This is a genomic window from Micromonospora sp. DT41 (genome assembly GCF_049841715.1).
GTDB lineage: Bacteria > Actinomycetota > Actinomycetes > Mycobacteriales > Micromonosporaceae > Micromonospora > Micromonospora profundi.
The window spans coordinates 242,317-265,972 of the sequence record NZ_JBNCKU010000008.1 but is presented as its reverse complement, the minus strand read 5'-3'; the positions used below and the strand labels follow the sequence as shown (position 1 = coordinate 265,972).

23 protein-coding genes are annotated in these 23,656 nt (G+C 70.2%); 10 read left to right on the top strand and 13 right to left on the bottom strand.

The genetic code is table 11. The annotated features are described in order from the left end of the window. The first annotated feature begins 344 nt into the window (after positions 1-344). Positions 345-1,403: a polysaccharide deacetylase family protein gene (locus ACLQ23_RS17675; protein ID WP_053652912.1), complete on the top strand. Its 1,059-nt coding sequence runs from the start codon at positions 345-347 to the stop codon at positions 1,401-1,403. Positions 1,404-1,485: 82 nt separating this feature from the next. On the opposite strand, the gene ACLQ23_RS17670 is transcribed toward ACLQ23_RS17675, so the two are convergent. Both ACLQ23_RS17670 and ACLQ23_RS17665 read right to left on the bottom strand, forming a co-directional pair. Then, positions 1,486-2,574, bottom strand: a complete 1,089-nt coding sequence (locus ACLQ23_RS17670; protein WP_053652913.1) for a winged helix DNA-binding domain-containing protein — start codon at positions 2,572-2,574, stop codon at positions 1,486-1,488. 67 nt (positions 2,575-2,641) lie between these two features. After that, positions 2,642-3,259: a DinB family protein gene (locus ACLQ23_RS17665; protein WP_231639923.1), complete on the bottom strand. Its 618-nt coding sequence runs from the start codon at positions 3,257-3,259 to the stop codon at positions 2,642-2,644. A 63-nt stretch (positions 3,260-3,322) separates the two neighbouring features. Here ACLQ23_RS17665 and ACLQ23_RS17660 point away from each other — a divergent pair, with 63 nt between their 5' ends. The 3 genes from ACLQ23_RS17660 (at position 3,323) to ACLQ23_RS17650 (ending at position 5,379) form a co-directional block, all read left to right on the top strand. Then, positions 3,323-4,324: a helix-turn-helix transcriptional regulator gene (locus ACLQ23_RS17660; RefSeq protein WP_053652914.1), complete on the top strand. Its 1,002-nt coding sequence runs from the start codon at positions 3,323-3,325 to the stop codon at positions 4,322-4,324. Between the two features lie 101 nt (positions 4,325-4,425). Next, entirely contained in the window at positions 4,426-4,905 is a 480-nt protein-coding gene (locus ACLQ23_RS17655; protein WP_231639924.1) for a hypothetical protein, read from the top strand. A gap of 102 nt (positions 4,906-5,007) precedes the next feature. Further along, positions 5,008-5,379 (top strand): ArsR/SmtB family transcription factor, encoded by a 372-nt coding sequence (locus ACLQ23_RS17650; protein ID WP_355588607.1) that lies wholly within the window; start codon positions 5,008-5,010, stop codon positions 5,377-5,379. 105 nt (positions 5,380-5,484) lie between these two features. Here the strand turns inward: ACLQ23_RS17650 and ACLQ23_RS17645 are convergent, their stop codons facing one another. Further along, entirely contained in the window at positions 5,485-6,501 is a 1,017-nt protein-coding gene (locus ACLQ23_RS17645; RefSeq protein WP_053652916.1) for a PaaX family transcriptional regulator, read from the bottom strand. Between the two features lie 288 nt (positions 6,502-6,789). Between ACLQ23_RS17645 and ACLQ23_RS17640 the strand changes: the two genes are divergently transcribed. Further along, positions 6,790-8,169 carry an extracellular catalytic domain type 1 short-chain-length polyhydroxyalkanoate depolymerase gene (locus tag ACLQ23_RS17640; protein ID WP_053652917.1) on the top strand — a complete coding sequence of 460 codons (1,380 nt, stop codon included), beginning with the start codon at positions 6,790-6,792 and terminating at the stop codon, positions 8,167-8,169. 120 nt (positions 8,170-8,289) lie between these two features. On the opposite strand, the gene ACLQ23_RS17635 is transcribed toward ACLQ23_RS17640, so the two are convergent. The 4 genes from ACLQ23_RS17635 to ACLQ23_RS17620 form a co-directional block, all read right to left on the bottom strand. Continuing rightward, positions 8,290-8,904 carry a dihydrofolate reductase family protein gene (locus tag ACLQ23_RS17635; protein WP_053652918.1) on the bottom strand — a complete coding sequence of 205 codons (615 nt, stop codon included), beginning with the start codon at positions 8,902-8,904 and terminating at the stop codon, positions 8,290-8,292. A 161-nt stretch (positions 8,905-9,065) separates the two neighbouring features. Continuing rightward, positions 9,066-11,342, bottom strand: coding sequence for a catalase/peroxidase HPI (gene katG, locus ACLQ23_RS17630; RefSeq protein ID WP_053652965.1), 2,277 nt, complete (start codon positions 11,340-11,342; stop codon positions 9,066-9,068). A gap of 41 nt (positions 11,343-11,383) precedes the next feature. After that, positions 11,384-11,809, bottom strand: coding sequence for a Fur family transcriptional regulator (locus ACLQ23_RS17625; RefSeq protein ID WP_053652919.1), 426 nt, complete (start codon positions 11,807-11,809; stop codon positions 11,384-11,386). Between the two features lie 145 nt (positions 11,810-11,954). After that, a complete protein-coding gene (locus tag ACLQ23_RS17620) occupies positions 11,955-12,680 on the bottom strand; it encodes a DUF1275 family protein (RefSeq protein ID WP_425880817.1) in 726 nt (241 codons plus the stop codon). A gap of 276 nt (positions 12,681-12,956) precedes the next feature. On the opposite strand from ACLQ23_RS17620, the gene ACLQ23_RS17615 reads away from it, so the two are divergent. Then, entirely contained in the window at positions 12,957-14,954 is a 1,998-nt protein-coding gene (locus ACLQ23_RS17615; protein ID WP_425880816.1) for a LuxR C-terminal-related transcriptional regulator, read from the top strand. 73 nt (positions 14,955-15,027) lie between these two features. Here the strand turns inward: ACLQ23_RS17615 and ACLQ23_RS17610 are convergent, their stop codons facing one another. Together ACLQ23_RS17610 and ACLQ23_RS17605 are read right to left on the bottom strand one after the other, a co-directional pair. Next, entirely contained in the window at positions 15,028-16,176 is a 1,149-nt protein-coding gene (locus ACLQ23_RS17610) for a cupin domain-containing protein (RefSeq protein WP_425880815.1), read from the bottom strand. Continuing rightward, complete coding sequence (locus ACLQ23_RS17605; protein ID WP_425880814.1) at positions 16,160-16,405, bottom strand: hypothetical protein; 246 nt, start codon at positions 16,403-16,405, stop codon at positions 16,160-16,162. The genes ACLQ23_RS17610 and ACLQ23_RS17605 overlap by 17 nt, the downstream gene beginning before the upstream one ends. Positions 16,406-16,600: 195 nt before the next feature. Here ACLQ23_RS17605 and ACLQ23_RS17600 point away from each other — a divergent pair, with 195 nt between their 5' ends. Continuing rightward, positions 16,601-17,335 carry a YoaK family protein gene (locus ACLQ23_RS17600; RefSeq protein WP_425880812.1) on the top strand — a complete coding sequence of 245 codons (735 nt, stop codon included), beginning with the start codon at positions 16,601-16,603 and terminating at the stop codon, positions 17,333-17,335. Between the two features lie 21 nt (positions 17,336-17,356). On the opposite strand, the gene ACLQ23_RS17595 is transcribed toward ACLQ23_RS17600, so the two are convergent. Next, on the bottom strand, positions 17,357-18,085 hold the full coding sequence (locus tag ACLQ23_RS17595; RefSeq protein ID WP_425880811.1) for a MerR family transcriptional regulator: 729 nt from the start codon (positions 18,083-18,085) through the stop codon (positions 17,357-17,359). 55 nt (positions 18,086-18,140) lie between these two features. Here ACLQ23_RS17595 and ACLQ23_RS17590 point away from each other — a divergent pair, with 55 nt between their 5' ends. After that, positions 18,141-19,718 carry a DUF6194 family protein gene (locus ACLQ23_RS17590; protein ID WP_425880810.1) on the top strand — a complete coding sequence of 526 codons (1,578 nt, stop codon included), beginning with the start codon at positions 18,141-18,143 and terminating at the stop codon, positions 19,716-19,718. Positions 19,719-19,727: 9 nt separating this feature from the next. On the opposite strand, the gene ACLQ23_RS17585 is transcribed toward ACLQ23_RS17590, so the two are convergent. Both ACLQ23_RS17585 and ACLQ23_RS17580 read right to left on the bottom strand, forming a co-directional pair. Then, the gene (locus ACLQ23_RS17585) at positions 19,728-20,408 is read right to left on the bottom strand and encodes a VOC family protein (protein WP_425880809.1); all 681 of its coding nucleotides are present in this window, start codon (positions 20,406-20,408) and stop codon (positions 19,728-19,730) included. Positions 20,409-20,489: 81 nt separating this feature from the next. After that, positions 20,490-20,978: a MarR family winged helix-turn-helix transcriptional regulator gene (locus ACLQ23_RS17580; RefSeq protein ID WP_355588589.1), complete on the bottom strand. Its 489-nt coding sequence runs from the start codon at positions 20,976-20,978 to the stop codon at positions 20,490-20,492. A 98-nt stretch (positions 20,979-21,076) separates the two neighbouring features. Here ACLQ23_RS17580 and ACLQ23_RS17575 point away from each other — a divergent pair, with 98 nt between their 5' ends. Together ACLQ23_RS17575 and ACLQ23_RS17570 are read left to right on the top strand one after the other, a co-directional pair. Continuing rightward, positions 21,077-22,108 carry an LLM class flavin-dependent oxidoreductase gene (locus ACLQ23_RS17575; RefSeq protein WP_425734811.1) on the top strand — a complete coding sequence of 344 codons (1,032 nt, stop codon included), beginning with the start codon at positions 21,077-21,079 and terminating at the stop codon, positions 22,106-22,108. A gap of 32 nt (positions 22,109-22,140) precedes the next feature. Continuing rightward, positions 22,141-22,827: an NADPH-dependent F420 reductase gene (locus tag ACLQ23_RS17570; protein ID WP_355631424.1), complete on the top strand. Its 687-nt coding sequence runs from the start codon at positions 22,141-22,143 to the stop codon at positions 22,825-22,827. Positions 22,828-22,948: 121 nt separating this feature from the next. On the opposite strand, the gene ACLQ23_RS17565 is transcribed toward ACLQ23_RS17570, so the two are convergent. After that, positions 22,949-23,650 (bottom strand): TetR/AcrR family transcriptional regulator, encoded by a 702-nt coding sequence (locus tag ACLQ23_RS17565; protein ID WP_355631421.1) that lies wholly within the window; start codon positions 23,648-23,650, stop codon positions 22,949-22,951. Between the last annotated feature and the right edge of the window lie 6 nt (positions 23,651-23,656).

The window sequence follows — 23,656 nt, the reverse complement described above, 5'->3', positions numbered from 1 at the left end:
GATGCCTCGCAGCGCACATGGTCAGGCGATCGAATCGACGCCGATAGTTCCGATGAATTTCCGGATCTCGGCATCCGGAGGTCGCGTCCGGCCTCATGATCGACCTTTGCCTGCGGAGACCATGTGCACGTATGACGTCGAGCCCTGCGTGGACGGACGACTGCCAGCGTTCCGGAGAGCTTCCGGAAGTTGTTGACGCGTTGGAATTCCCGCTGTAATACTCCGATCCATTACGGTCGATGCGATCCCGCTTCGTCGGGTTTCGATCGGTCTCCCCACCACCACCCGGACGGCCGGAGTACGCGCCCCCACCGCACAACCCGGCCCGGTAGAAGGGGCACCAGATGAGCACTGTCCCTGTCCAGACGCCCGTACGGTCGAAACGACTCCGAGCCCTGCTGTCCGTCGTCGCCACCGCCGTCGCGGCGTGCGGCGTCGTCATCGCGGCCACCGCCACCCCGTCCAGCGCCGCCACCTGCAACGGCTACGTCGGGCTCACCTTCGACGACGGGCCGACCGGCAGCACCAGCGCGCTGCTGAACGTACTGCGCGCCAACGGCGCACGGGCCACGATGTTCAACGTCGGCCAGAACGTCCAGAACAACAGGTCCGCGGCGCAGGCCCAGGTGGCCGCCGGCATGTGGATCGGCAACCACAGCTGGAACCACGCCCACATGACCTCGATGAGCCAGTCGCAGATGCAGTCCGACCTGTCCCAGACCAACTCTGCGATCCAGTCCGCCACCGGCGTCCAGCCGAATCTGTTCCGGCCCCCGTACGGCGAGACCAACTCGACCCTCCAGTCCGTCGCCTCGTCGCTCGGCATGCGACAGGTGATCTGGGACGTGGATTCGCAGGACTGGAACGGCGCAAGCGTCAGCCAGATCGTGGCCAACGCCAGTCGCCTCCAGGCCGGCCAGGTCATCCTCATGCACGACGGAATCCAGAACACCCGGGACGCCATCGGTCAGATCATTGCCAACCTCACGAGCCGCAACCTCTGCCCCGGCATGATCTCGCCGTCCACCGGACGCGCGGTAGCGCCCGACGGCACCACTCCCCCACCCGGCACCACCCCGCCGCCGGGCACGACACCACCGCCCAGCACGACACCACCGCCGGCCGGCGGCACCTGCACGGCGGCGGCGACCACCACGAACGTCTGGGGTGACAGGTACAACACGTCGGTGACCGTCAGCGGTGCCAGCACCTGGACCGTCGTCGTCGCTCTCACCGCGCCGCAGAAGGTTTCCAGCGTCTGGAACGGCAGCGCCAGCTGGGACAGCAGCGGCAACGTCATGACGGTGCGCTCCAACGGCAGCGGCGCCACCTTCGGCTTCACCACGATGTTCAACGGCAACAGCAGCGCCCGACCGCAGATCCGCTCCTGCACCGCGGGCTGACCGTCTTTGCCCTGGTCCTGCGGGGCGGGCGGCGGACGCCCCGCAGGACCCCCCATCGAGCGACCGTTGCCGGCCGCGATCCTCAGTTGTCGATCCGGACCCGGTCGCTGTCGCCGTCGGAGAGGAACGACGCCAACGCCCCTGCCTGCTCAGTCACTGCCGTGGCCTCGGCGCGGGAGAGGCGGCCCAGCGGTGTGACGCGCACGGTTGCCGCGTCGACGGTCCACGTCGCTGCCACCCGTCCGTCCACCAGCACCACCCGCTCACCGGCGACCGAGAGGCCACGGTGGGCGTGGTCGATGATCCGGCTGCGGTCGTGGTAGCCGAGGATCGCGTTGTCGAACGCGGGCAGGAAACGTACCGGTGCTGGTGTGCCGGGGTCGGGACGCGGCGCGTCGGGGAGGTCGAGCAGTTCGCGGCCACGCTCGTCGCGGAACGACACAAGCGTCTCCCGCAGCGCGGCCACGGCTGCCGGCAGGCCGGCGAGCCCACACCAGGCCCGCAGGTCGGCCGTGGCCGCCGGGCCGAACGCCGCCAGATACCGCCGGACGAACGCCTGGCCGACCGGGTCGGAAGCGTCCGACGCCGGCGGGTCGACCTCCCGACCCAACCAGGACGAGATCGGTACGTTGCGCACCCCCGCCCTGGTGCGCCACACCCCGCGCGGCGGCAGCTGGGCCATCGGTACGAGCGCTGTCACCATTTCACCGAGCGCCCGTGGCCCCGGCGCCGGCCACCGCTCGGCGAGCGCCCGCCCGATCTCGGCCATCGTGCGGGGCTCGCCGTCGGCAAACAACGCCCGGCCCACCGCTGCCAACTCGTCGAGGTCCATCCCGTCGAGGTCGCCTCGGTAAACCCCGAGCACCCGTTGACGCAGCATCGCGTCGTGCCGGGCGCGCCAGGTCAGGACGTCGGCGGCGGTTACGAGGTGGACGGTCCGACGCATCAGGTGCGTGCGTACCACCTGCCGCCGCAGCAGCAGGTCCGACAGCACCTCCGGGTCGAAGGCGCGCAGCCGTGACCAGAGCCCGACGTACGGCTCCTGCGGCTCCTGCGCCTGGAGACCGCCGAGCCATGCGACGGCGTCGAGGACCGGCAGGTCGGCGCGATCGAGCAGCAGTTGCCGGGCGAGCGTCGCACGGTTGAGCGCCCGGTTGTCGAGAACCGTCATCCGGCGCGCCGGATCGCGCGGCTGGCCGGCCGCGTGGTGACAACGCTCGTGTGCTCTGCCGCTGGCGTCACGAGGACGTACGGCCGTCGAGCGCCTCGCGCAGGATGTCCGCGTGTCCGGCGTGCTGGGCGGTCTCGGCGATGAGGTGCGCCAGCACCCGCCGCACGCTGTACGCCGTACCCGGCTCGTGCCAGGGCGCCGCCGGCAGCGGCTGCCGGGCCGACAGGTCGGGCACGGCAGCGATGATTTCCACACTCCGCTCGGCCACCTGCCGGTAACGGTCGATGACCTCAGCGAGCGTGTCGCCGGGCAGCATCCGCAGGTCGTTCTGGTGGTCGATCGCCCACTGCGGAAACTCCCGGGCGGTGCCGGCCGCCATGTCGGCCCAGGTGACGCCCTCGGGCAGGTCGTAGCTCATCGCCGAAGGGCCCTCGACGACGAAACGCATCCAGGTGTCCTCCATGGACGCGACGTGTTTGATCAGACCGCCCAGGCACAGGGCACTGACCGTGGGACGTTCGCCGGCCTGCTCGTCGCTGAGGTCACGCGTCGTGTTGATCAGGGCGAGACGGGCGCTCGCGAGCTGGTCGAGCAGCTCGACGCGTTCCTGGTCGAGGGCTGTGGTCGGGCTGGTCGTGGCGGTCATGGTGATGAGTTCCTTCCGGTCGTTCGCGGTGTCGGGCACGAGACGACGATCGCAGGCGAAGCGGTCAGGTTGTGTCCTCTTCTCCTGGCATCATCGGAAGCCGTGCCGAAGACCTCAGCTCGACTGCTGTCGCTGCTCTCACTCCTTCAGGCGCGTCGGGACTGGCCCGGCGCGCTGCTGGCAGAGCGGTTGGCCGTCAGCCCGCGCACCATCCGCCGGGACGTCGACCGCCTGCGCGAACTCGGCTATCCCATCGTGGCCAGCAAGGGCCCTGAGGGCGGGTACCGGCTCGGCGCCGGCACCCGACTGCCGCCTCTGCTGTTCGACGACGAGCAGGCCATCGCCGTCACCGTCGCACTCCAGATCGCCACGACGGCCGGTGCGGGCATCGAGGAGTCGGCAGCGCGTGCGCTTACCACCGTCCGGCAGGTAATGCCCGCGCGGCTGCGCCACCGCATCGAGGCCCTACGGGTCACCGCCGTCGAGCGGTCGGGCCGACCGAAGCCGCAGGCCGACAGCGGCGTACTCCTGGCTCTCAGCACTGCCGTGCACGCTCGCGAGGTGCTGCGCTTCGACTACGCCCCGGCCCACCCGCAGGCGCCCGGCGCCGACATCAGGCCGCGTCGGGTGCAGCCCCACCACGTCGTCACCTGGGGTGGGCGCTGGTACCTCGTGGCCTGGGACCTCGACCGCGACGACTGGCGGACGTTCCGGGTCGACCGGATCACCCCTCGGACGCCCACCGGGCCTCGCTTCACGCCCCGCGAGCTGCCCGGCGGGGACGTGAGCACCTTCGTCGTCAGCCGGTTCCAGGGCTACGACGGTTGGCCGTGCCGGGGGGAGGTGATCCTCGACCTTCCCGCCGAGGCCGTCACCCCCTACCTCAGCGACGGCGTGGTCGAGCACCTCGGCCCCGGCCGCTGCCGCCTCGTGGCCAGCTCCTGGTCGTGGACGGGGTTGGCCGCAACCATCGGCAGGTTCGACGCCGACGTCGAGGTGGTCGGCCCGCCCGAGCTCAGCGACGCCTTCGCCCGGCTCGCCCTCCGCTACGCCGATGCGGGCCGGCGGCGGTGGCCTTGTGTAGGACCGTCGGCGACGGGGTAGGGTCAGTTTCGGGTCAAGACATGCGCCCTCCACAGGTCAACTCTGCCGCGACACGGCCGCGGCGGGCGGGCCATCCCCTGATTCGAGGGTGGAGGTGTCATGTGACAGACCAGGTCCCCCTGCCGCGCCCGGAGGCGAACGGCCGGCACTCCGCTCACCTGATCGACCCGATCATGATCCTGACGCTGAGTCGTGACGGGTCGACAAGCCTGATCCACGTCGTCGGCGAGATCGACATGAGCAACGCCCACCTGATCACCGAACTGGTGGAGCTGCTCTGTGTCGCGCCGACATCACTGGTCACGCTGGAGAGCGCGGAGAAGCGCGGCGTTTCGACCGGCCGGGCGACGGAGATCGCCGCCCGTACGGTGAACAAGGAGCGGGCACGCTCGGGCGAAGCCCGCACGGCGAGCCGGTCGTCGGTGGCCGACGTGTCGTCCGGGCATCGCGGTGGGAAGCGCTCACACACCGGCGCCAAGGGTCGCACCAAGGAGCAGTTGTACAACGAGGCCAGGCAGCGCGGCATCAAGGGCCGCTGGTCGATGTCGAAGGCGGAGCTGGAGCGAGCGCTGTCGAAATAGCGGCGTACGGTCGTGACATCGGTTCACGATGGCCGAATACCGACAACACTGGATCGGGGAAGTGTCCGGTTCCGCCCGTCTAGCGACACTCTTGGTGGAACGATGCATGACGTGGGAACTGCAGAGACTTCTATGCCTGTCATCTCGCCGCTCGCCGGCGAACCGATCAAGCGCGCCGATGCCGAGCGACTCGCGGGCGTGCTGAAAGCGTTCGCCGACCCGGCTCGCCTGCGGCTGCTCAGCCTGATCCAGTCCGCGCCAGAGGGCGAAGCGTCGGTCACCGACCTGACCGCGCCGCTCAATCTCTCCCAGCCGACCGTGAGCCATCACCTGCGGATCCTCACCGAGGCCGGCCTGATCGAGCGGGAAAAGCGCGGCGTCTGGGCGTACTACCGCATCGTGCCGTCCGCGATCGCGACGATCGCCGACCTGCTGACGCCGCCTCGCAAGCGGCCGACGAAGAAGGCCCGCTGACGCCGACGCGCGTCGACAGCGGCCGGCGGGACACGCCGACGCCGCTGGCGGGCCCGGGTGCCGGACCTCGGCCGGCCTCCTGATCGTCGCGTCGCTTCGCGCGAGCTACACAGCCGTCCGCCGGTGCGTGGGCGGTTCCCGTCGGGCCGGGGGCACCCAGCCCGCGTCGCCGTGCACCCCGGCGAGCAGGTCGGCTGTGGTGTGCGCCGAGATGCCGGGATCCACGCTGTCGGTGAACCGCCCGACGACCGCCCGTACGTGCCGCTGGGCCGGGTCGGCGAGACCGTCGTAGACGGCAGCGAACAACTCCCGGGCCGGCTGCCGGAGCCAACCGGCCGGCAGGAGGTCCCGGGGCAGCTGCGGGTCGAGGATGGGAAAGCGCCGGTAGGTGTCCATGATTTCGGTACGCGCCCGCACCGCCGCCGCGCCGTCGACCTCCCCGGATCGCACCTGCGGCACCAGTGGCGCCCACCGCTGAAGGAACTCCTCGTAGTGCCCGCTGATCGCGTCAATGTCCCACGCGTCGATGAGAGCGCGTCGGCTGTCCGCGTCGAGCGCGATCTGCCGCCCACGGAACACCGTGACGGCGCCCCTGGTGAGCTGTACGAGTCTCGCCTGGGCGCGCGGCGTCAACTCGTACGGGGAGATCCACAGCCCGTCGTACAGCGGCGCGTACCCCAGCCACCGGAGCTGGCCCCGCAGGGCCCTCCGTTGCGTGCCGCGGTCCTGGGGCAGCGAGAAGGCAACTGTCGTCCAGCATCCGTCCCAGGGTTCGGCGGCGGTGGTGGAGGTGAGGATCCAGTGGCCGCCGACGGAGAGGTTGACGGCGGCGGCCTGGGTGAGCCGGTAGGAGCTGTGTCGTCCCTGCCGGCTGCCCTCCAAGACCCCCCGTCGGGCCAGCCGGCTGATCGCGGCACGGGCGCCGGCCGTCGTCACGCCCGATTCGGCGAGCAGCGCGACGATGGCGGCGGACGGGAGCGCGGCGCGGGCCCGCAGCGTGTAGTCCGCCAACAGGGTCACCGCTACGCCCTGCGGTGAGCTGCCTGCCTGACGCCGGGGCATCCGGAGCGAGTGCTCCCCATCGTCCGGATAGATCTCCTCGATGTTGAACGGACTCGTCACAGGCACTCCGGGCTCTGCTCAGGATCGGTCCACCGACTGTAGACGGACCGGCGGCGGGCCGGGGATTCCGAGGCCCGCGAAACCTGCCGCCCATGATCGAGGTGCGTCGATTGACACTTCTCGGTCCGGAGACGACACTATCTGCATTGCGACGCCGCACAGAGCCGGGCACAGGGCGAGCACACGTTGTAGGCGATGCGCGATCACCGCGGGCAGCCGGGCACACCCGCCATCCGAGCGCGCATGGCCGATCTTCAGCCGCACAGCTGAGCGAAGGAGTCGTCCCCCGTGAGAATCAGAAGGAAACTGTTGCTCGCCCTCACCGCGTCAGTGGCCGCGATCGGTCTGGTGATCCCCGCGTTCCAGCCCGCGTACGCCGCGTCGCTGACCGAGGTGACAAGCTTCGGCGACAACCCCGGCCGGATGCGCATGCACGTCTACGTGCCGGACAACCGCCCCGCCAACCCGGCGATCGTGGTGGCCATGCACGGCTGCGGCGGGTCCGGCCCCGGCTTCTACTCCGGCAGCGAGTTCGCGAGCCTGGCCGACCGGTACGGATACGTCGTGATCTACCCGAGCGCCACCCAGCAGGCCGGGTTCGGCAACTGCTTCGACACCTGGTCCGACGCCGCCAAGCGCCGTGGCGGCGGCAGCGACCCGGTGTCGATCATCTCCATGATCCGTTACGTGCAGCAGCAGTACGGCGGAGACCCCAACCGGGTGTACGCCACTGGCAGTTCGTCCGGCGGCATGATGACCAACCACATGCTCGCGCTCTACCCCGACGTGTTCAAGGCCGGCGCCGCCTTCATGGGCGTGCCCTTCAACTGCTTCGCCAACGCGGCGGACTACCCGCCCGGGGCCAGCCAGTGCACCGGCGGCAACATGAACCGCACTCCGCAGCAGTGGGGCGACGCGGTCCGCCAGGCGTACCCCGGCTACTCCGGCCCTCGCCCCCGGGTGCAGTTGTGGCACGGCACCGCCGACACGCTCGTTCCGTACTCGCTGCTCCAGGAGACGATCGAGCAGTGGACGAACGTGTTCGGGCTCAGCCAGACACCCACCTCCACCGACACGCCGCAAGCCAACTGGAACCGCCGCCGGTACGCCGACAGCGGCGGCACCGTCCAGGTCGAGGCGTACAGCATCCAGGGCGCGGGGCACAGCCTGCCCAGCGCCGGCATGGCCGCAGCCGCCCTCGCGTTCTTCGGCCTGACCAACCCGCCGACCACGCCGCCGCCGACCACGCCGCCTCCGACCACGCCGCCGCCGACGACCCCGCCGCCGACGACTCCGCCTCCGACCACCCCGCCCCCGACGACTCCGCCTCCGACGACCCCGCCGCCGGCCAGCGGCTGCGGTGTGGCAGTGGCAGTCAACGCCTGGAACAACGGGCTGACGGAGAACATCACCATCACCAACAGCGGCAGCAGCGCCATCAACGGCTGGTCCCTGGCCTTCGCTCTGCCGAGCGGGCAGGCCATCACCTCAGGCTGGAACGCCTCCTACTCCCCCACCTCGGGGCAGGTGACGGCCAGGAACCTCAACTACAACGCCACAATCCCCGCCAACGGATCGATCACCATCGGCTTCCAGGCCACGCACACAGGTAACACCGCACGGCCCAGCTCGTTCACCCTCAACGGCGCGTCCTGCACACTCGCCTGAGGGCGGCGGTACTCCGGGGGTGGCGTCGGCCGGCGTACATCCCCGGAGTACCGGCCGTCGCGGTCCGACCGGCACGACGCGCCGGTCCCGCGCGGAGCGAAACCATTCGCCCCGGCCGGGCTATTCGCCGCTGGGGACCTGGTCGGTGACCTCGTCGTAGCCGACAGGGGCGGGAGCCCCGGTCGGCGCGTAGATCACGCGGAGCACGCCGGTCGGGAAGACCTCGGTCGCCGTGACCTTCAAGTGGTACGGCGTCTCGCCCTCGTCGAACAGCCGGCGACCCTTGCGCGCCGCCACCGGGTGCACAAGCAGGCGCAGCTCGTCGACGAGGCCGGCGGCGAGCAGCTGCTGCACCACGGAGATCGAACCGGGGATGAGGATGCCCCTGATGCCGGCATCGGCCTTCAGCTCGGTGACCGCGTCGACCAGGTCGCCCTGGACGAGTTCCGAGTTGCGCCAGGTGAACTCCAGCGGCTGACGCGAGACGACCACCTTGCGGACGTCGCCGAGCTGCTTGGCGAAACCGGCGTCCTCCCCGCCCGCGGCCTCACGGTCGGGCCAGGCACCGGCGAAACTGTCGTACGTCTCGCGGCCGATGAGCAACACGTCGGAGGTGTCGTAGTCCTCGCCGACGGCACGGCCCATGTTCTCGTCGAAGTAGGGGAAATGCCAGTCGGGGTCGATCTCGGCCACCCCGTCGGCCGAGATGAACAATGTGGAGATGACCTTCGCCATCGCGGTGCTCCTTCGAGTCGGGTGATGTCGGCACGTAGACCGGCACAGCATCCCAAACTCGCCTGTCCACCACGGCCCCGTCACGGCGGCGCGCCGCAACAACGAACGAGCCCCGGTCGATCCCCTGAGGATCGACCGAGGCTCGTCGGTTGAGGCAGTGGTCAGGCCACGTCGAACCTGTCGAGCTCCATGACCTTCGTCCAGGCCGCGACGAAGTCGTTCACGAACTTGTCACGCGCGTCCTGGCTGGCGTAGACCTCGGCGAGGGCACGCAGCTGGGAGTTGGAGCCGAAGATGAGGTCGACAGCGGTAGCGGTCCACTTCACCTTGTCGGTCGCGAGGTCCCGGATCTCGTACACGTGCTCCTCGGACTCCGACGCCTTCCACCGGGTGCCCGGGGAGAGCAGGTTGGCGAAGAAGTCGTTGGTGAGCACGCCCGGCCGGTCGGTGAGGACACCGTGCTGCGCACCGCCCACGTTGTTACCGAGAGCGCGCAGGCCGCCGACCAGGACGGTCATCTCGGGCGCGGTCAGGTTGAGCATGTAGGCGCGGTCGATGAGCAGCACCTCCGGCTGGGTCTTCTCGCCGGGGCGCAGGTAGTTGCGGAACCCGTCCGCGCGCGGCTCGAGAACCCGGAAGGACTCGACGTCGGTCTGCTCCTGGGTGGCGTCGGTGCGACCCGGCCGGAACGGCACTGTCACCTCGACACCGGCGTCACGCGCCGCCTTCTCGACAGCGGCCGAGCCGGCGAGCACGATCAGGTCCGCGAGCGAGATCTTCGCGCCACCGGCGGAGTTGAAGTCCCGCTGGATGCCTTCCAGGGTCTCCAGGACCGTCGCGAGCTGCTCCGGCTGGTTGACCTCCCAGTTGCGCTGCGGCTCAAGGCGGATCCGGGCACCGTTGGCGCCACCGCGCTTGTCGGTGTAGCGGAAGGTGGCGGCCGAGGCCCACGCGGTCGAGATCAGCTGAGCGGTCGTGAGGCCCGACTCCAGCACCTTCGCCTTGAGCGCCGCGATGTCGGCGTCACCCACGAGCTCGTGGTCGACGGCCGGCACCGGGTCCTGCCACAGCTGGGCCTCCGGAACCCACGGCCCGAGGAAGCGGTCCACCGGACCCATGTCACGGTGCAGCAGCTTGTACCACGCCTTGGCGAACGCCAGCGCGAACTCGTCGGGGTTCTCCAGGAAGCGGCGCGAGATCTTCTCGTAGGCCGGGTCGACGCGCAGCGACAGGTCGGTCGTGAGCATCGTCGGCTTGTGCTTCTTCGACGGGTCGTGGGCGTCCGGGATGATCGCCTCGGCGTCCTTGGCGACCCACTGCTTCGCACCGCCGGGGCTCGTGGTGAGCTCCCACTCGTAGCCGAAGAGGATCTCGAAGAAGCGGTTGCTCCACTCGGTCGGACGGTCGGTCCAGGTCACCTCGAGGCCGCTGGTGATCGTGTCCCCGCCCTTGCCGCTGCCGTACGTGCTCAGCCAGCCCAGGCCCTGCGCCTCCAGGGGGGCGCCCTCGGGCTCGGGGCCGACGTGGTTGTCGGCGACACCGGCGCCGTGGGTCTTGCCGAAGGTGTGGCCACCGGCGATGAGGGCGACAGTCTCCTCGTCGTTCATCGCCATCCGGCGGAACGTCTCGCGGATGAAGTGCGCCGCCGCCAGCGGGTCGGCGTTGCCGCGCGGGCCCTCCGGGTTGACGTAGATCAGACCCATCTCGGTCGCGCCGACGCCGGCCACCATCTCCTTCTCGGAGGCGTAGCGCTCGTCGCCGAGCCAGGCGTCCTCGGGACCCCAGAAGATCTCCTCCGGCTCCCAGACGTCCTCACGGCCGAAGCCGAAGCCGAAGGTCTTGAAGCCCATCGACTCCAGGGACACGTTGCCGGCAAGCACAAGCAGGTCGGCCCAGGAGATCTTCTGGCCGTACTTCTGCTTGACCGGCCAGAGCAGCCGGCGGGCCTTGTCCAGGTTGGCGTTGTCCGGCCAGCTGTTGAGCGGGGCGAACCGCTGGCCACCGTCGCCGGCGCCACCGCGGCCGTCCTCGATGCGGTAGGTGCCCGCGGCGTGCCAGCTCATCCGGATCATCAGGCCGCCGTAGTGGCCGAAGTCGGCCGGCCACCAGTCCTGCGACGTGGTGAGGACCTCGGTGATGTCCCGCTTGAGGGCCTCGACGTCGAGCTTGGCGAACTCCTTGGCGTAGCTGAAGTCCTCTCCCAGCGGGTTGCCCTTTGACGAGTGGGCGTGCAGCACCGAAAGGTCGAGCTGGTTGGGCCACCAGTCCCGGTTGGAACGCGGACGACCACCGGTCTTGGGGGTCGGCGAGTCGATCGCCGGGTTCTCGCTCTCACTGCCGTGGGCGGTCACGGAGTCGTGCGCCACGGGGCAGCCGGCGGCCGCCTTCTCGTCCACGCCCTGCGGGCTGACAGGGCGGTTGTCCTGGGTGTCGCTCATGTACTTCCTTCCGAACTGACGGATTCCGAACTGGCGGATCACTAGGAGGTGCGTTCGGTCGCGCAGCTGGGGCAGACGCCCCAGTAGACGACCTCCGCCTCCTCGACCACGAAACCGTGATCGTTGGAGGCGGTGAGACAGGGAGCGTGGCCGACAGCGCACTCGACGTCGGCGATCGCACCGCAGGAGCGGCACACGACATGGTGGTGGTTGTCCCCCACCCGCGACTCGTAGCGGGCGGTCGCTCGGGCCGGTTGGATGCGGCGCACCAGACCGGTGTCGGTAAGCGCGCGCAACACGTCGTACACCGCCTGATGCGAGATCGTGGGGTGGTCCGCCCGGACCAGCGCGATCACCGTGTCGGTGTCGACGTGCGGGTGATCCCGCAGCGCCGCGAGCACGGCCACCCGGGGCCGGGTCACGCGCAGCGAGACCGCTCGCAGCTGGGCCTCGATGTCGGACGTCACGTGCAGACCTTAGCCCGCTAGTTTGGAATAAATCAAGTTTATGGCCGGCTGCGGCGGCCCGACTTGCCCCACATCACCGGCCACCCAGGTTACGGCAGGGGCACCTCGGCATTGCCGTATCGAGGGAAACTCCAGCCGCCCGTGCTCAGCGACGGCGCAGCGCCAGCGCGACAGCCGCCAGGGCCAGCGTCGCCCAGACCGGCACCCAGAGGGGCCACTGCTGCGCCAGCGTGCCGAGCGCGCCGCCGACGGCGTAGGCGGCGAGCGTCAGCAGGCCGAGCAGCGAGCCTTTCCGGGCCTGCGACCGGCTGTTTCCGGGGCCGGCGATCCAGCCGACGATCCGCTCTCCGGTCTTGGCGACGGTTCCCGACTGGTACGTGATGGTGGTGGCGACCCCGGCCGTGCGCACGAACAGGGTCGCCAGGGAACCCATGGCCAGGCCACCGAGGGCAGCGAGCGCCGCCCGGGACTGCGGGCCGGAGCGGCCGTACTCGAGCAGGACGTTGACGGCCGACCACGCCGCGGTGGCGACCACGACGGCGGCGATGCCGCGGGCCGCCGACGTGCGGACAGTGCCTGTCGCCCGCAGTCGCGCCACCAGCCCGGCCCCGATGCCGAACGCCACAAGCGAGGCCAACGCGGCCGGCCAGGCCGGCTGGCGGCCGGCCGCGCCGACGCCGATGAAGAGGACGTTGCCGGACTGGTTGGCGACGAAGGAGCCGTAGCGGAGGAACGCGAAGGAGTCGAGGAAACCGGCGGTGGAGGTGGTCACCGCCAGGACCAGAATCGGATAGCGGAACTCGCCGTAGGCATCCTGCGGGTCGAGCTGGCCCGGTGGGCGCGCTGGCTGACCGGATACGGTGCTGGCCATCGGTTCTCCACTGTTCCGGGGCGTATCGGCCTCGCTCTACTCACTGCAGCATAAAGAGCGGAGAGTGTGTTTCTGCCCGGTTCGCGTACCAGCCACAAGCGGGAAGCACGAGGCTTCCTCGCTTTATCTCCTGATCCGTGACTGAGGACCCCGGCGTCTCGCTAACGTCGCAATGACGGGTCCGACCCCAACACCTCGCTGCGAGCTGCAATCGGGAAGGTGCTTGCCGAAGGGGAAACTCTGTTGCCCGAAACGCCGCTGACCAACCGTCCCAAGATGCACACCGGCGTTCCATCGTCACTGACCACCATCGAGCGGTGGACCCTGCGGGGGGCAGCCATCGCCGACGCGCCCTGCGGCCTGTGGTTCCTTGCCGAGATGGCCACCCGGTCGACCGCCAGACGACAGTCGGTCGACGCCACGGTGGAGGAGTTCATCGCCCGGGGAGTCCTCGTCGACACCGCCGCCGGTCTGCGGCTGGCCTCCATCCGGCTCCGCGACGGCGTACTGCGGGACATGCCCCCGTCGCTGCAACGGGCGCTGCGGGAGACGGCCGCCGAGGTGCTCTTCGACGCGGGCCGCCCCGCCCAGGCGGCCCGGCAGCTCCTTCAGGCGATGCCCGGCGTGAGCTGCTCGGCACAGGCGCTGGTCGCCCGCCTGGTGGCCCATCCGGCGGTCAGCCCCAGCCTCGCTGCGGACCTGCTGCTCGCCGGGCCGGCACCCGACGCGACGGACGCACGTCTGGCCTGGCTGATCGACGTCGTGGACAACCTCTTCCTGGCCAGCCGGGTGGAAGAGACGCTGGCGCTGCTGCACCGGGAGGTGGCCGCCGACCGGTACGGGCCACGACAGCGGGCCGTCCTGCTCGGCCGGCTCGGCGCCTGCTACGCGACCCAGCGCCCCTCGCTCGCCCTGGAGTACCTGAACCGTGCGCTGACCCAGAACCTGGATGCCGGCAGTCGAGCGTGGACGCTCAGCATGCTGGCGTCGCTTGCCGCCCGGATCGGCCATCCCGACGCCGCCCGGCTGGTGTCCGAGGCGGAGCGGGCGCAGGACGCGAGCCCCGCCCCGGGAAGCGCCATCCGTCTTGCGCTGGCCCACGCATCCCGGGCCTCCGGGATCGGCGACCTGCACGGCGCCGCACGCATCCTGCGGGAAGCCGACGCGGGCGAACCCGCCGCCCGCACCCAGGCCGTGTTCCTGCGCGTCGACCGGATCGCGAACCAGATCTCACTGGGCCGGTACGTCGACGCCGCGACAGCGCTCGACACTGTCACCACGGAGATCGACACCCTCGGCACTGTGGCACAACCGATGCTCAGCGTCCTGGACTGTGTCGCCCGGCTCGCCACGGGCGAACTGGCCGAGGCGGAGGCACGCGCCCGCCTGGCACTCAGCGGCCCCAGCGGCGCGCTCCCCGCTGACGTACGGGTCGATCTGCTCGCCACCGTGGTGGAGGTCCTGCTGCGCCGGGGGGAGGTGGACGCCGCCCGGACGCTGTTGACCCCGGAACGCCCCGTGCTGGACTGGCCGGACGCCATGCAGTGGTTCCGGCTGGGCTGCGCCGCCGCCGGTGACCCCGAGCCCGGCCGACACGACGCGCTGCTGCGCGCCGCCCTACGGATGCCCGACCGGTCGATGGCCGCCCTGCTCCTGGTGCCGCACCACGGCCCGCGCCTGGTGCGAGCGGCACTGCTGCTCGGCGACCGGCCGCAGGCCGAGATCCTCGCCGGTCACCTGAAGCGGACGGCCGGCAGGACGAACAACCAGCTCTGGAAGGGCATCGCCCACCACGTGGACGGCCTGATCACCGGTGACCCGGCGGCACTTCGAGCGGCGGTGGCGCGGCTGCGCACCACGTCCGCCCGCCCGGCGCTTGCCGACGCGTTGTTCGACCTGGCTCAGTCGCCGCACCTCGCGGCCAGCGAGGCTCTCACCATCCTCGCCGAGTGCGCCGCGACGTACGTGCGCATCGGCGCGACCGGCGACCAGGACCGCGCGCAGTCGCACAGCGACGATCGACGGCGAAGCGTCCAGGGCCAGGGCCTGCGACCCGCCCGTACGGGCGTCGAGGCGCTCACCCCCGCCGAGGTCCGGGTGGCTGAACTGCTCGCCGCCGGCCGGACCAAGCAGGAGGCGGCGCGCGAGTTGTTCGTCTCGTTCCACACTGTGGACACGCAGCTGCGCTCGGTCTACGCCAAACTCGGCGCCCGCAACCGTGTGGAGTTGGCGCTGATCTGGGACGCCCGCGAGCAGGATCACGGTCGACAGTAGGTGGACGGGCCGACGCGGACGCCCCGAACGGTCACCCGTCGTGGCGTCCGCGTCGAGCGCGGCCGGTCGAGGCTCAGTGCCGCTGCACCGCGTGCTTCTCCTTCGGCAGCCGCTCGATCAGCTCGCGCGGCATGTCGAGCGTGTCCGCCACCACCTTCGGAGGGATGTTCGCCAGCCACTGCATGAGCGACATGTCCTCGAACTTCGCCGTCCGGAACAACTCCAGGAAGACGAACGGCTTGTCGCCGAGGTTCTCGATGTAGTGGCCCATCGAGATCGGGATGTAGGCGACGTCGCCGGTCTCCAGGTTGAACGTACGGGCCGTCGCATGGTTGGCGAAGACCCCCAGGCGACCGTAGCCCGAGAGGACGTACTGCATCTCCGCGCCGTTGGGGTGCCAGTGCAGTTCCCGCATCGCGCCCGGTTCCAGCTCCACCATTGCGACAGTGGTGGTGGTCGCGGCGGCGAAGTTCGTGGAGTCGGCGATCCGGACGGTGCCACCCTCGAACCGCTCCGGGGTCTGCGCGAGCAGGTTGTGCTTGAACGTCCGAGGTACGTCACCGGTCGGGCTGAAGACGCGGTCCTCGGCGAGTGGCGGAGGGATATCCCCCGGGAACATGTACTTCTCCTGCTCCGGCATGTTGCGCATCTGCTCCATCGTCCAGCCGAAGTTCTTGGCGATGACCTCCTTCGGCACGTGCGAGAAGAAGTCGGTCAGCTGGAAGGTTGCGTCCTCGGAGTAGCAGCCGTCGTCGAAGACCAGGAGGAACTCCATGCCCTCCTCGAAGGCCTGGATGTGGTGCGGGATGCCGGCCGGGAAGTACCAGAGATCGCCCTCGCTGACGTCCTCCAGGAAGTTGCGTCCCTCCTGGTCCACGGCGGCGATCCGACCGTGGCCCTTGAGCACGATCGCCCACTCGGACTGGACGTGCCAGTGCAGCTCCCGGTAGGCGCCCGGGTCGAGCTTCATGTCGATGATCGCCAGGTCGTGGGCGATCGGCAGGAGCCGGTTGGTGATCTCCCGGGTCCAGCCACCGCTCTCCTGCCGGGTGTGCGACAGCGAGAACGGAAAGACCAGGTTGGGCATCAGACCGTGGTCGGTCGACGGCGGGTTCACCAGGTCGGGGTGCGTCTTGTCGATCGCCGGGTTGCGAGGGAGAGTGCCGATCATCGAGCCGTCGCCTCTCGCCATCGTGCTGATCTTCTCAACGGCTTTCCGCATGCTCAACAACCTTCCTGGTAGGAGCCGCCGCATCGGCGGCCCGGTCGGGGAGAAACAGCGCCCGGGCGCGGCCAGGGCACTGGATCGCCATTGCCAGCGGGACAGCGGCACAGAGGAACGCCGACGCCGCGATGCTCCACGCCGGAGCGTTCAGGACCACTCCGACGGTCGCCAGCGCAGCGAACGCGTAGAACTTGAGCCGCAATCTGGTGACCGGAACCGGATTCATGGCAGACCTTCTTCGTAGCGCCATGCCGACGTGTTGGCCATAACTGCGATCCTGGCCGCCAACCGACTTTGCGGGAATCACGCGATCGCGCCATTCCGACGAAGCAGGGCAGTCGAGCGGCGTAATGCTCCGACCAGCGTTTGTTGACCGTCCTTCAGGGAAGAGTTCCCTATGTCCAGTTCAAGGAGCAAACCGTTGCAGGCCACTGCGGCAACGCCGGATCGATGGCGCGTGGGACAGCTCGACTTTCGCGCCCCATTGTTCGCAATGATGCTCGGCACCGGCCTGGCCGGTGTTGTCGACGCCTTTTCGTTCCTGAAATACAAGGTGTTCGTGGGCATCCAGACAGGCAACGTCGCGTTCGTCGGAATGGGTGCCGCTGGTCACCTCCCGGCGTGGCCATCCGCGCTGCTGTCGCTTGTCGCATTCGGCCTCGGTGGCCTGCTCGGCGCCGGGATCCGCAGGCTCCGGCCGATTGGTCCGCTCACCCCGCCGGGAATGGAGTTGACCGCCATGCTGGTCCTGCTGGTCATCTGGGGCCTCGTGAACCGGTCACTCGACTCGGGACGGGACTCGCTTACCGAACGCACCATTCTCACCGGCCTGTGCGCCTTCCCCGTCGGCATTCTCGGCGGGCTCATCGTCCGCACCTTCGGCGTGCAGACCGCAACGTCGTTCCAGACCGGAACCGTGCTCCGCACCACCCAGGGCCTTGCGGACTGGGTCTTCGAAAAGGACAACGGCAGCGCCCGCAAACTCGCCACGATCGGCCTGCTGTGCCTTGTCAGCTACGCAATCGGCGGATTCGTCGGCGCGGCCACCGAGAGCCACGGGTTCTGGCCCTTCCTGATCACCTGGGCGCTGATCGTGGTGCTGATCGCCCTGACTCTGGGGAAGCGACAGGCAGCGTCGGCGAGCGTCCGGCGCTGACCACCTGATCCGACCAACCGGTCAGGTGCCGGTGCCGCTGTCGAGGTATTCGGCAAGCCGGGCCGCGCCGGTGAGCATCGCCCTGCCGCGTTCGGTGAGCCGGTGCCGCCACTGGCGCAGTGACGCGGCGAGCGGTTCGGTGCCGCCTGCCTCGCGAACCTGACGCAGGACGCCGGCGATGTGGTCGAGGCGGTAGCCACCGCGGCGCAGCAGGTGGGCGAGTTCGGCGTCGCGGACGTCGTCCGGCGAGTAGCGGCGGTGGCCGGTGACCGGGTCGCGCACCGGCTGGAGAAGCCCGGCGCGCTCCCACTTGCGCACTGTCGCCGGTCGTACGCCGAGGCGGTGCGCCAGCACGCTGATCGGCACTGCTGTGCGGGCCTGCGGTCCGCGCTCGACTCCGACGAGGAGCGGGACGGCCTCCTCGACCGCGTCCAAGGTCTCCCGGTCACGTTGCAACAGTGCGTGGCCCCGGTCGATGACCCGCAGCGCCGTGTCGATCTCGCCCCGGTTGACCGCGCGCATGATCTCGCCACCGGCCGCGTAACCGTGGCCGGGGATGAGCGCGAGGTAGGCGCCCAGCGCCTTGGCGTGCGCCTCGGTGAACCGGCGGTAGCCGCTCGGGCTGCGCCGCGCAGGCGGCAGGACACCGTCCCGCTCGTAGTTGCGTACGGCCTGCGCGGAAAGGCCGTACGCCCGCGCGAGGTCGACCGGTCGACGTACCCCCGGGTTTGAAGGTTTTGCCTGTGTCATACGTGCTCGATCGCTGTGAAGTTTCAAAGGGTGGTTCAACGATACGGTTGATGAAATGACGTTCTCACTGGACCTGCCCGCCGTACCGTCGGCCCTGCTCGCGCTCGGCGAGCCCACGCACGGCGAATCCGCCTTCCTCCAGATCCGCAACGAGGTCTTCGCGTCGCTCGTCGAGCGCGGCTACCTGTCGATCGCACTGGAGAGCGACCGCGCGGCGGGGCTGACCGCCGACGAGTTCGTCCGGGGCGACACCGGCGTGACGCTCGACCGCGCGCTCGCCGAGGGGTTCAGCCACGGGTTCGGCTCGGCGCCGGCCAACCGTGACCTGCTGCTGTGGATGCGGGAGTGGAACAACGGTCGGCCTGCCTCCGAGCGCCTGACGTTTCACGGCTTCGACGCCCCGCTGGAGATGGATCACGCCCCGAGCCCGAGACGGCACCTCGCCCGGGTCTGTGACTACCTCGGCTCGGACCGGTTCGCCGAGATCGACGATCTGATCGGTGCCGACGCCCGGTGGAGCGACCCGGCCGCGATCTGGGAGCAGGGCAGGTCGATCGGGCGCTCCGCCGACGCCCAGCGGCTGCGGGTGATCGCCGACGACCTGTTGACCGACCTGCACGTGTGGGCAGCCCGGCGGCCCGAAGGTTGGCAGGCGGCGCGGGTGTGGGCGACAAGCGCGCTCGCTCTGCTGCGCTATCACGCCGAGGCCGCCGCGCCGCTCCCGCAGGACGCCCGCTTCGCCCGCCTGGCCCAGGTCCGGGACGCGCTGATGGCCGAGAACCTGCTCGCGATCCGGGAGACCGAGGCGCACCGAGGGCCGACGCTTGTCTTCGCGCACAACAGGCACCTCCAGCGCGACCCGAGCACGATGACAGTGGCCGGAACCGGCAAGCGGTGGTTCGGTGCCGGCGCGATGCTCGGATCGCTGCTCGGCGACCGGTACGCGGTGATCGTCGGCAGCCTCGGCGCGAGCCCCGCCCTGGGCATCGACGCGCCCCCCGCCTCGACGTACGAGGGCAAACTCCAGGACGGAACAGACCTTCCCCGGTACGTCAGCGCCGCCGACGTGGAGCCCGCCGATAAGAGGTCCCACGACTACCGGTACTTCCCGCTCGACGCGGCCACGATCGCCCATGCGGACGGTGTGCTGCACATCCCGACAGGCGTCGACCCTGTCACGCTCGCCGATCGGATTCTCGCGTTGCCCGACGTCGAGCAGCTCGTCGCAACAGTCGAGAACGGCTCACCGGAGGGCGCGTGGGGCGACCGCTTCTTCTACGTCGGCCCGGATCGCCGCCAGCCGTTCGCCACAATCGTCGAGCACGACGTACCCGGCTTCGACGAAGCCTCGCAGCTCGACCGGCCCGGCGTCTTCCGGCTCAATCTGGAGCTGGGCCGGGCCGAGTTCGAGAGGCTGTTCGGCTTCGCGCCCGGGGACTTCGAGGCGCACCGCGACAGCTTCGACTTCGCGAGGCTGGACACCGTCGTGCCGCACCCCGGCTATGCGCTGCACGGTTTCGCAAGCATCGTCATGCCCGGCCCGCAGATGCTGCCCGAGATCGACCGACTGCTCACGCTGGCCCACGCCCGAGCCGTCGACAGGCACGAGCGCGCATCGCGCCGGGCGCGGTGACGGTGCGACTTACTCCGGCGGCTTGGCTCCCGACTGCTCGCTCACCATGTACGCCGCGTACCAGTCGGGCCAGTCGTCGTCCCGCTGGCCGGTGCGCTTCTCGTGCTCCTCGTGCGCGGCCGCCGCGCGCCGGAGCGCGCCTGCCAGGTCGCTCGCCGAGCCGTACGACGTCAGGCCGCCCTCGACACGCCCCGGCAGCCTTGTCGTGATCTCCTGCATCAGCCAGGTGTTGCCGTCCGGGTCGCGGAACGAGGCCCGCGAGAAGTAGCTGCGCCGCTCGGGATCGAGCCCGTCGACCGGGCCGTCCGGCCCGACGTGGAAGATGCCGCCCACCTCGACGCCCGCGGCGACCACCGCGTCGCGGGCCGCGGCGATGTCGGACACGACCAGGTACGCCACTGACGAGCCGGGCGCCGCCGCCGTGAGATCCGGGCCGAACTGCACCGAGCAGTCGCTGCCGTGCGGGGTGAACTGGACGATGCCCGGCGGTGTGCGGTCGAGCCGCCACCCCAGGCGTCCGTAGAACGCCTTCGCGCGGTCGACATCCGACACCGGTACGACGATCACCTCAAGCTTCGTGGCGATGCTCTCGACGCTTGCCATCACGCTCATGTCTGCCTGGGCGGTCTTCGGGCACATCGCGGCCTCCCGTGGGTCGAGCAGCGGCGTACCCGGTAGGCGGTGTCGCATGCGCATCCCACGGCGTCGGGGAATCCTCGGAGCTGGCCCTCGACGGCGGCTGCCCTGCCTATCGTTGCGTGAGGCGTGCGGTCACTCCTCGTGCATCGCGTCGAGGTGCGTGCGAAGCGCCGTCGCTATCTCGCCCGCCGCGCGGAGCTGGTCCGGCGTGAGAGCGTCGACGAAGAGGTCACGCACGGCGCGCAGGTGCGGGACGGTTGCCCGGTGGAAGGCTTCCGCGCCGCTCGGCGTGAGGCGCACCTCCGACCCGCGGGGAACGGTGGGGCACTCGCGGCGGCTGACGAGCCCACGCCGTTCCATCCGGCCCAGGTGGTGGGAGAGCCGGCTCCGCTCCCACCCGACGTGGGACGCGAGCGCGGAGGAGCGCATCTGCTGGTCCTGCGCCTCGCTCAGCGCGAGCAGTACGACGTAGTCGCCCGGTGACAGCGCGGACTCGACCTGGAGGCGTGACGTGAGCTGGGAGTTGAGCGCGGCGGTGGTCTCAACGAAATTCCGCCAGATCCGTAGTTCGTCAGTGGTCGGTAGCTGGCGCCGCCGCCGCTCGGGTGTGGCCTCCGTCATCTGCTCCTCCGGAATTGACGTGTCAATGACAAAGTTAGCACCTATTGACACGTCAACCACCGAGTCGACAACGGCTCCGGCGAAGGGAGAGTTCACAGATGTCTGACCTCGAGTTCGGGCTCGACACCTTCGGCGACGTACCGGAGGACGACTCCGGCAAGCCGCTCTCGCACGCCGCCGCCATCCGGCAGGTAGTCGACGAGGCGGTCCTTGCCGACGAGTTGGGCGTCGACGTCATCGCGCTCGGCGAGCACCACCGGCCGGAATACTCGGTGTCGACACCGGAGACCGTGCTTGCCGGCATCGCCACCCGCACCTCGCGTATCCGGCTCGCCTCCGGCGTGACGGTGCTGAGTTCGGACGACCCCGTCCGGGTGTTCCAGCGGTTCGCCACCGTCGACGCGCTGTCGAACGGCCGGGCCGAGGTCATCCTGGGCCGCGGCTCGTTCACCGAGTCCTTTCCCCTCTTCGGCTACGACCTGCGCGACTACGACACGTTGTTCGAGGAGAAGATCGAGCTGTTCGTGAAGCTCCTGGACGAGAAGCCGGTCACCTGGAGCGGCACCCTGCGTGCCTCGCTGGACAACGCCGACGTCTACCCGAAGACCGAATCGGGCCGCCTGAACACCTGGGTCGGCGTGGGCGGGTCGCCGCAGTCGGTGGTGCGTACCGCCCGCTACGGTCTGCCGCTGATGCTCGCCATCATCGGTGGCTCGCCCGAACGCTTCGCGCCCTACACCGATCTCTACCGCCGGGCGGCGGAGCAACTCGGCACTACCGCGCACCCGGTCGGGATGCACTCGCCGGGCTTCATCGCCGACACCGACGAAGAGGCCAAGGAGCTGTACTGGCCGCACTACCGCGTCATGCGCAACCGGATCGGCGCGCTGCGCGGCTGGCCGCCGATCCGCCGCGCCGAGTTCGACGCCGAGGTGGAACACGGCTCGCTCTACATCGGCTCGCCGGAGACAGTGGCGCGCCGGGTGGCCGCTGCGATCCGCAGCCTCGGCGTCGGCCGGTTCGACCTGATCTACACGGCGGGAGCGCAGCCGGTGAGCGCACGGATGCGGGCCGTCGAACTGTACGGCTCGACGGTGATCCCCATGGTCCGCGACATCCTGGCCAGCTGATCCGCCCGCTCGACGGCACAACGGAGGACGACATGCACGACAACGGCCAGACCCTCGCTGTCCTCGGCGCCGGCAAGGTGGGCACGGTGATCGCCCGGCTCGCCCTCACCGCCGGCTACCGGGTGCTCATCGCCGGCTCCGGCGACCCGGAGAAGATCGCCCTCACCGTCGAGGTGCTCACGCCCGGAGCGGTCGCCACCACAGCCGTCGACGCGGCGGCCGCTGCCGACCTGGTCGTCCTCGCCCTCCCGCTCGGCAAGTACCGCGCCCTTCCCGTCGAGGCGCTGCGCGGCAAGCTCGTTGTCGACGCCATGAACTACTGGTGGGAGGTCGACGGCATCCGCGACGACCTCACCGACCCGGGCACCTCGTCAAGCGAGACCGTCCAGGCGTTCCTGTCCGGCTCACGCGTCGTCAAGGCGTTCAACCACATGGGCTACCACGATCTGGAGGAGGGGGCGCGGCCTGCGGGAGCGGCCGACCGCAAGGCCATCGCCATCGCCGGCGACGACCCCGCCGACCGCGCCGCGGCGGCCTCCCTCGTGGACGCGCTGGGCTTCGACCCGGTCGTCGCCGGCGACCTCGCCGACGGTGTACGCCTCGAACCGGGTAGCGAGTTGTTCGGCGCCAACGTGAGCGCCGACGAGGTGCGCGCCATGCTCGACCGCTTCCCCGAGTCCGAACGGGGACGGATCATCGCGCAGGCGCGGGCGCGCTGACCGCCGCCCTCCATCGCATGATCGCTCGATCCAGGAAGTAGTGGCCTGCCCCGCGCCGGGAGGCCACTACTTCCATGTTCGAGCGCGCTCGGCCAGCGTCTGCGGCTCCGCGCGGGCGGCGTTACGACGTCCAGCCTTGTCGGTGCAGCCGTTCGATGCCGTCCAGCAGCAGGTCCAGCGCGAACTCGAACTCGAACTGGTCGTCGCAGCCCTGCCCCACGACCGACCCGTCGTCGTGCGACGCCGCCGTGGCGATCTCCGCGAGGTGTGGGAAGCGGGCCGCGACCTCCGGCGGCAGGGCTGCTGACGGTGCCGGCTCGGTCGCGCCGGACCGGCCGGCCCGCCGGGAGTCGTCGAACAGCTCCTGACTGAAGCCCAGGATGCGGCTGCCCATCGCGTGCATGACGTGGTGGGTGAGGTCGGCGGAGAGCCCGCCGGCCCGGAACGTGCCGACCATCGAGTCGAGGTACGCGAGGACGGCCGGCGTCGCCATGTTGCGCGTGTCGATGGCGAGCGGGGCCCAGGGGTGGCGGCGCAGCGCCTGCCGCGCGGAGAGGATGCGCTGGCGGACCGCCTGCTTCCAGTCGGCGCCAACCGTCGGCGGGTCGATCTCGGCGACGACCACGTCGATCATGCCGTCGAGCAGCTCGTCCTTGTTGGCCACGTGCTTGTAGAGGGCCATCGGCACCACCTGAAGGTCCTTGGCGAGGTTGCGCATGCTCAGCGACTCGATGCCGGCCTCGTCGGCGAGCGCGACGGCGGCGCGCAGGATGCGATCCCTGCTCAGCGGCGTCCGGCGCAGCGTCTCCACAGGCTCAACCATCTCGAT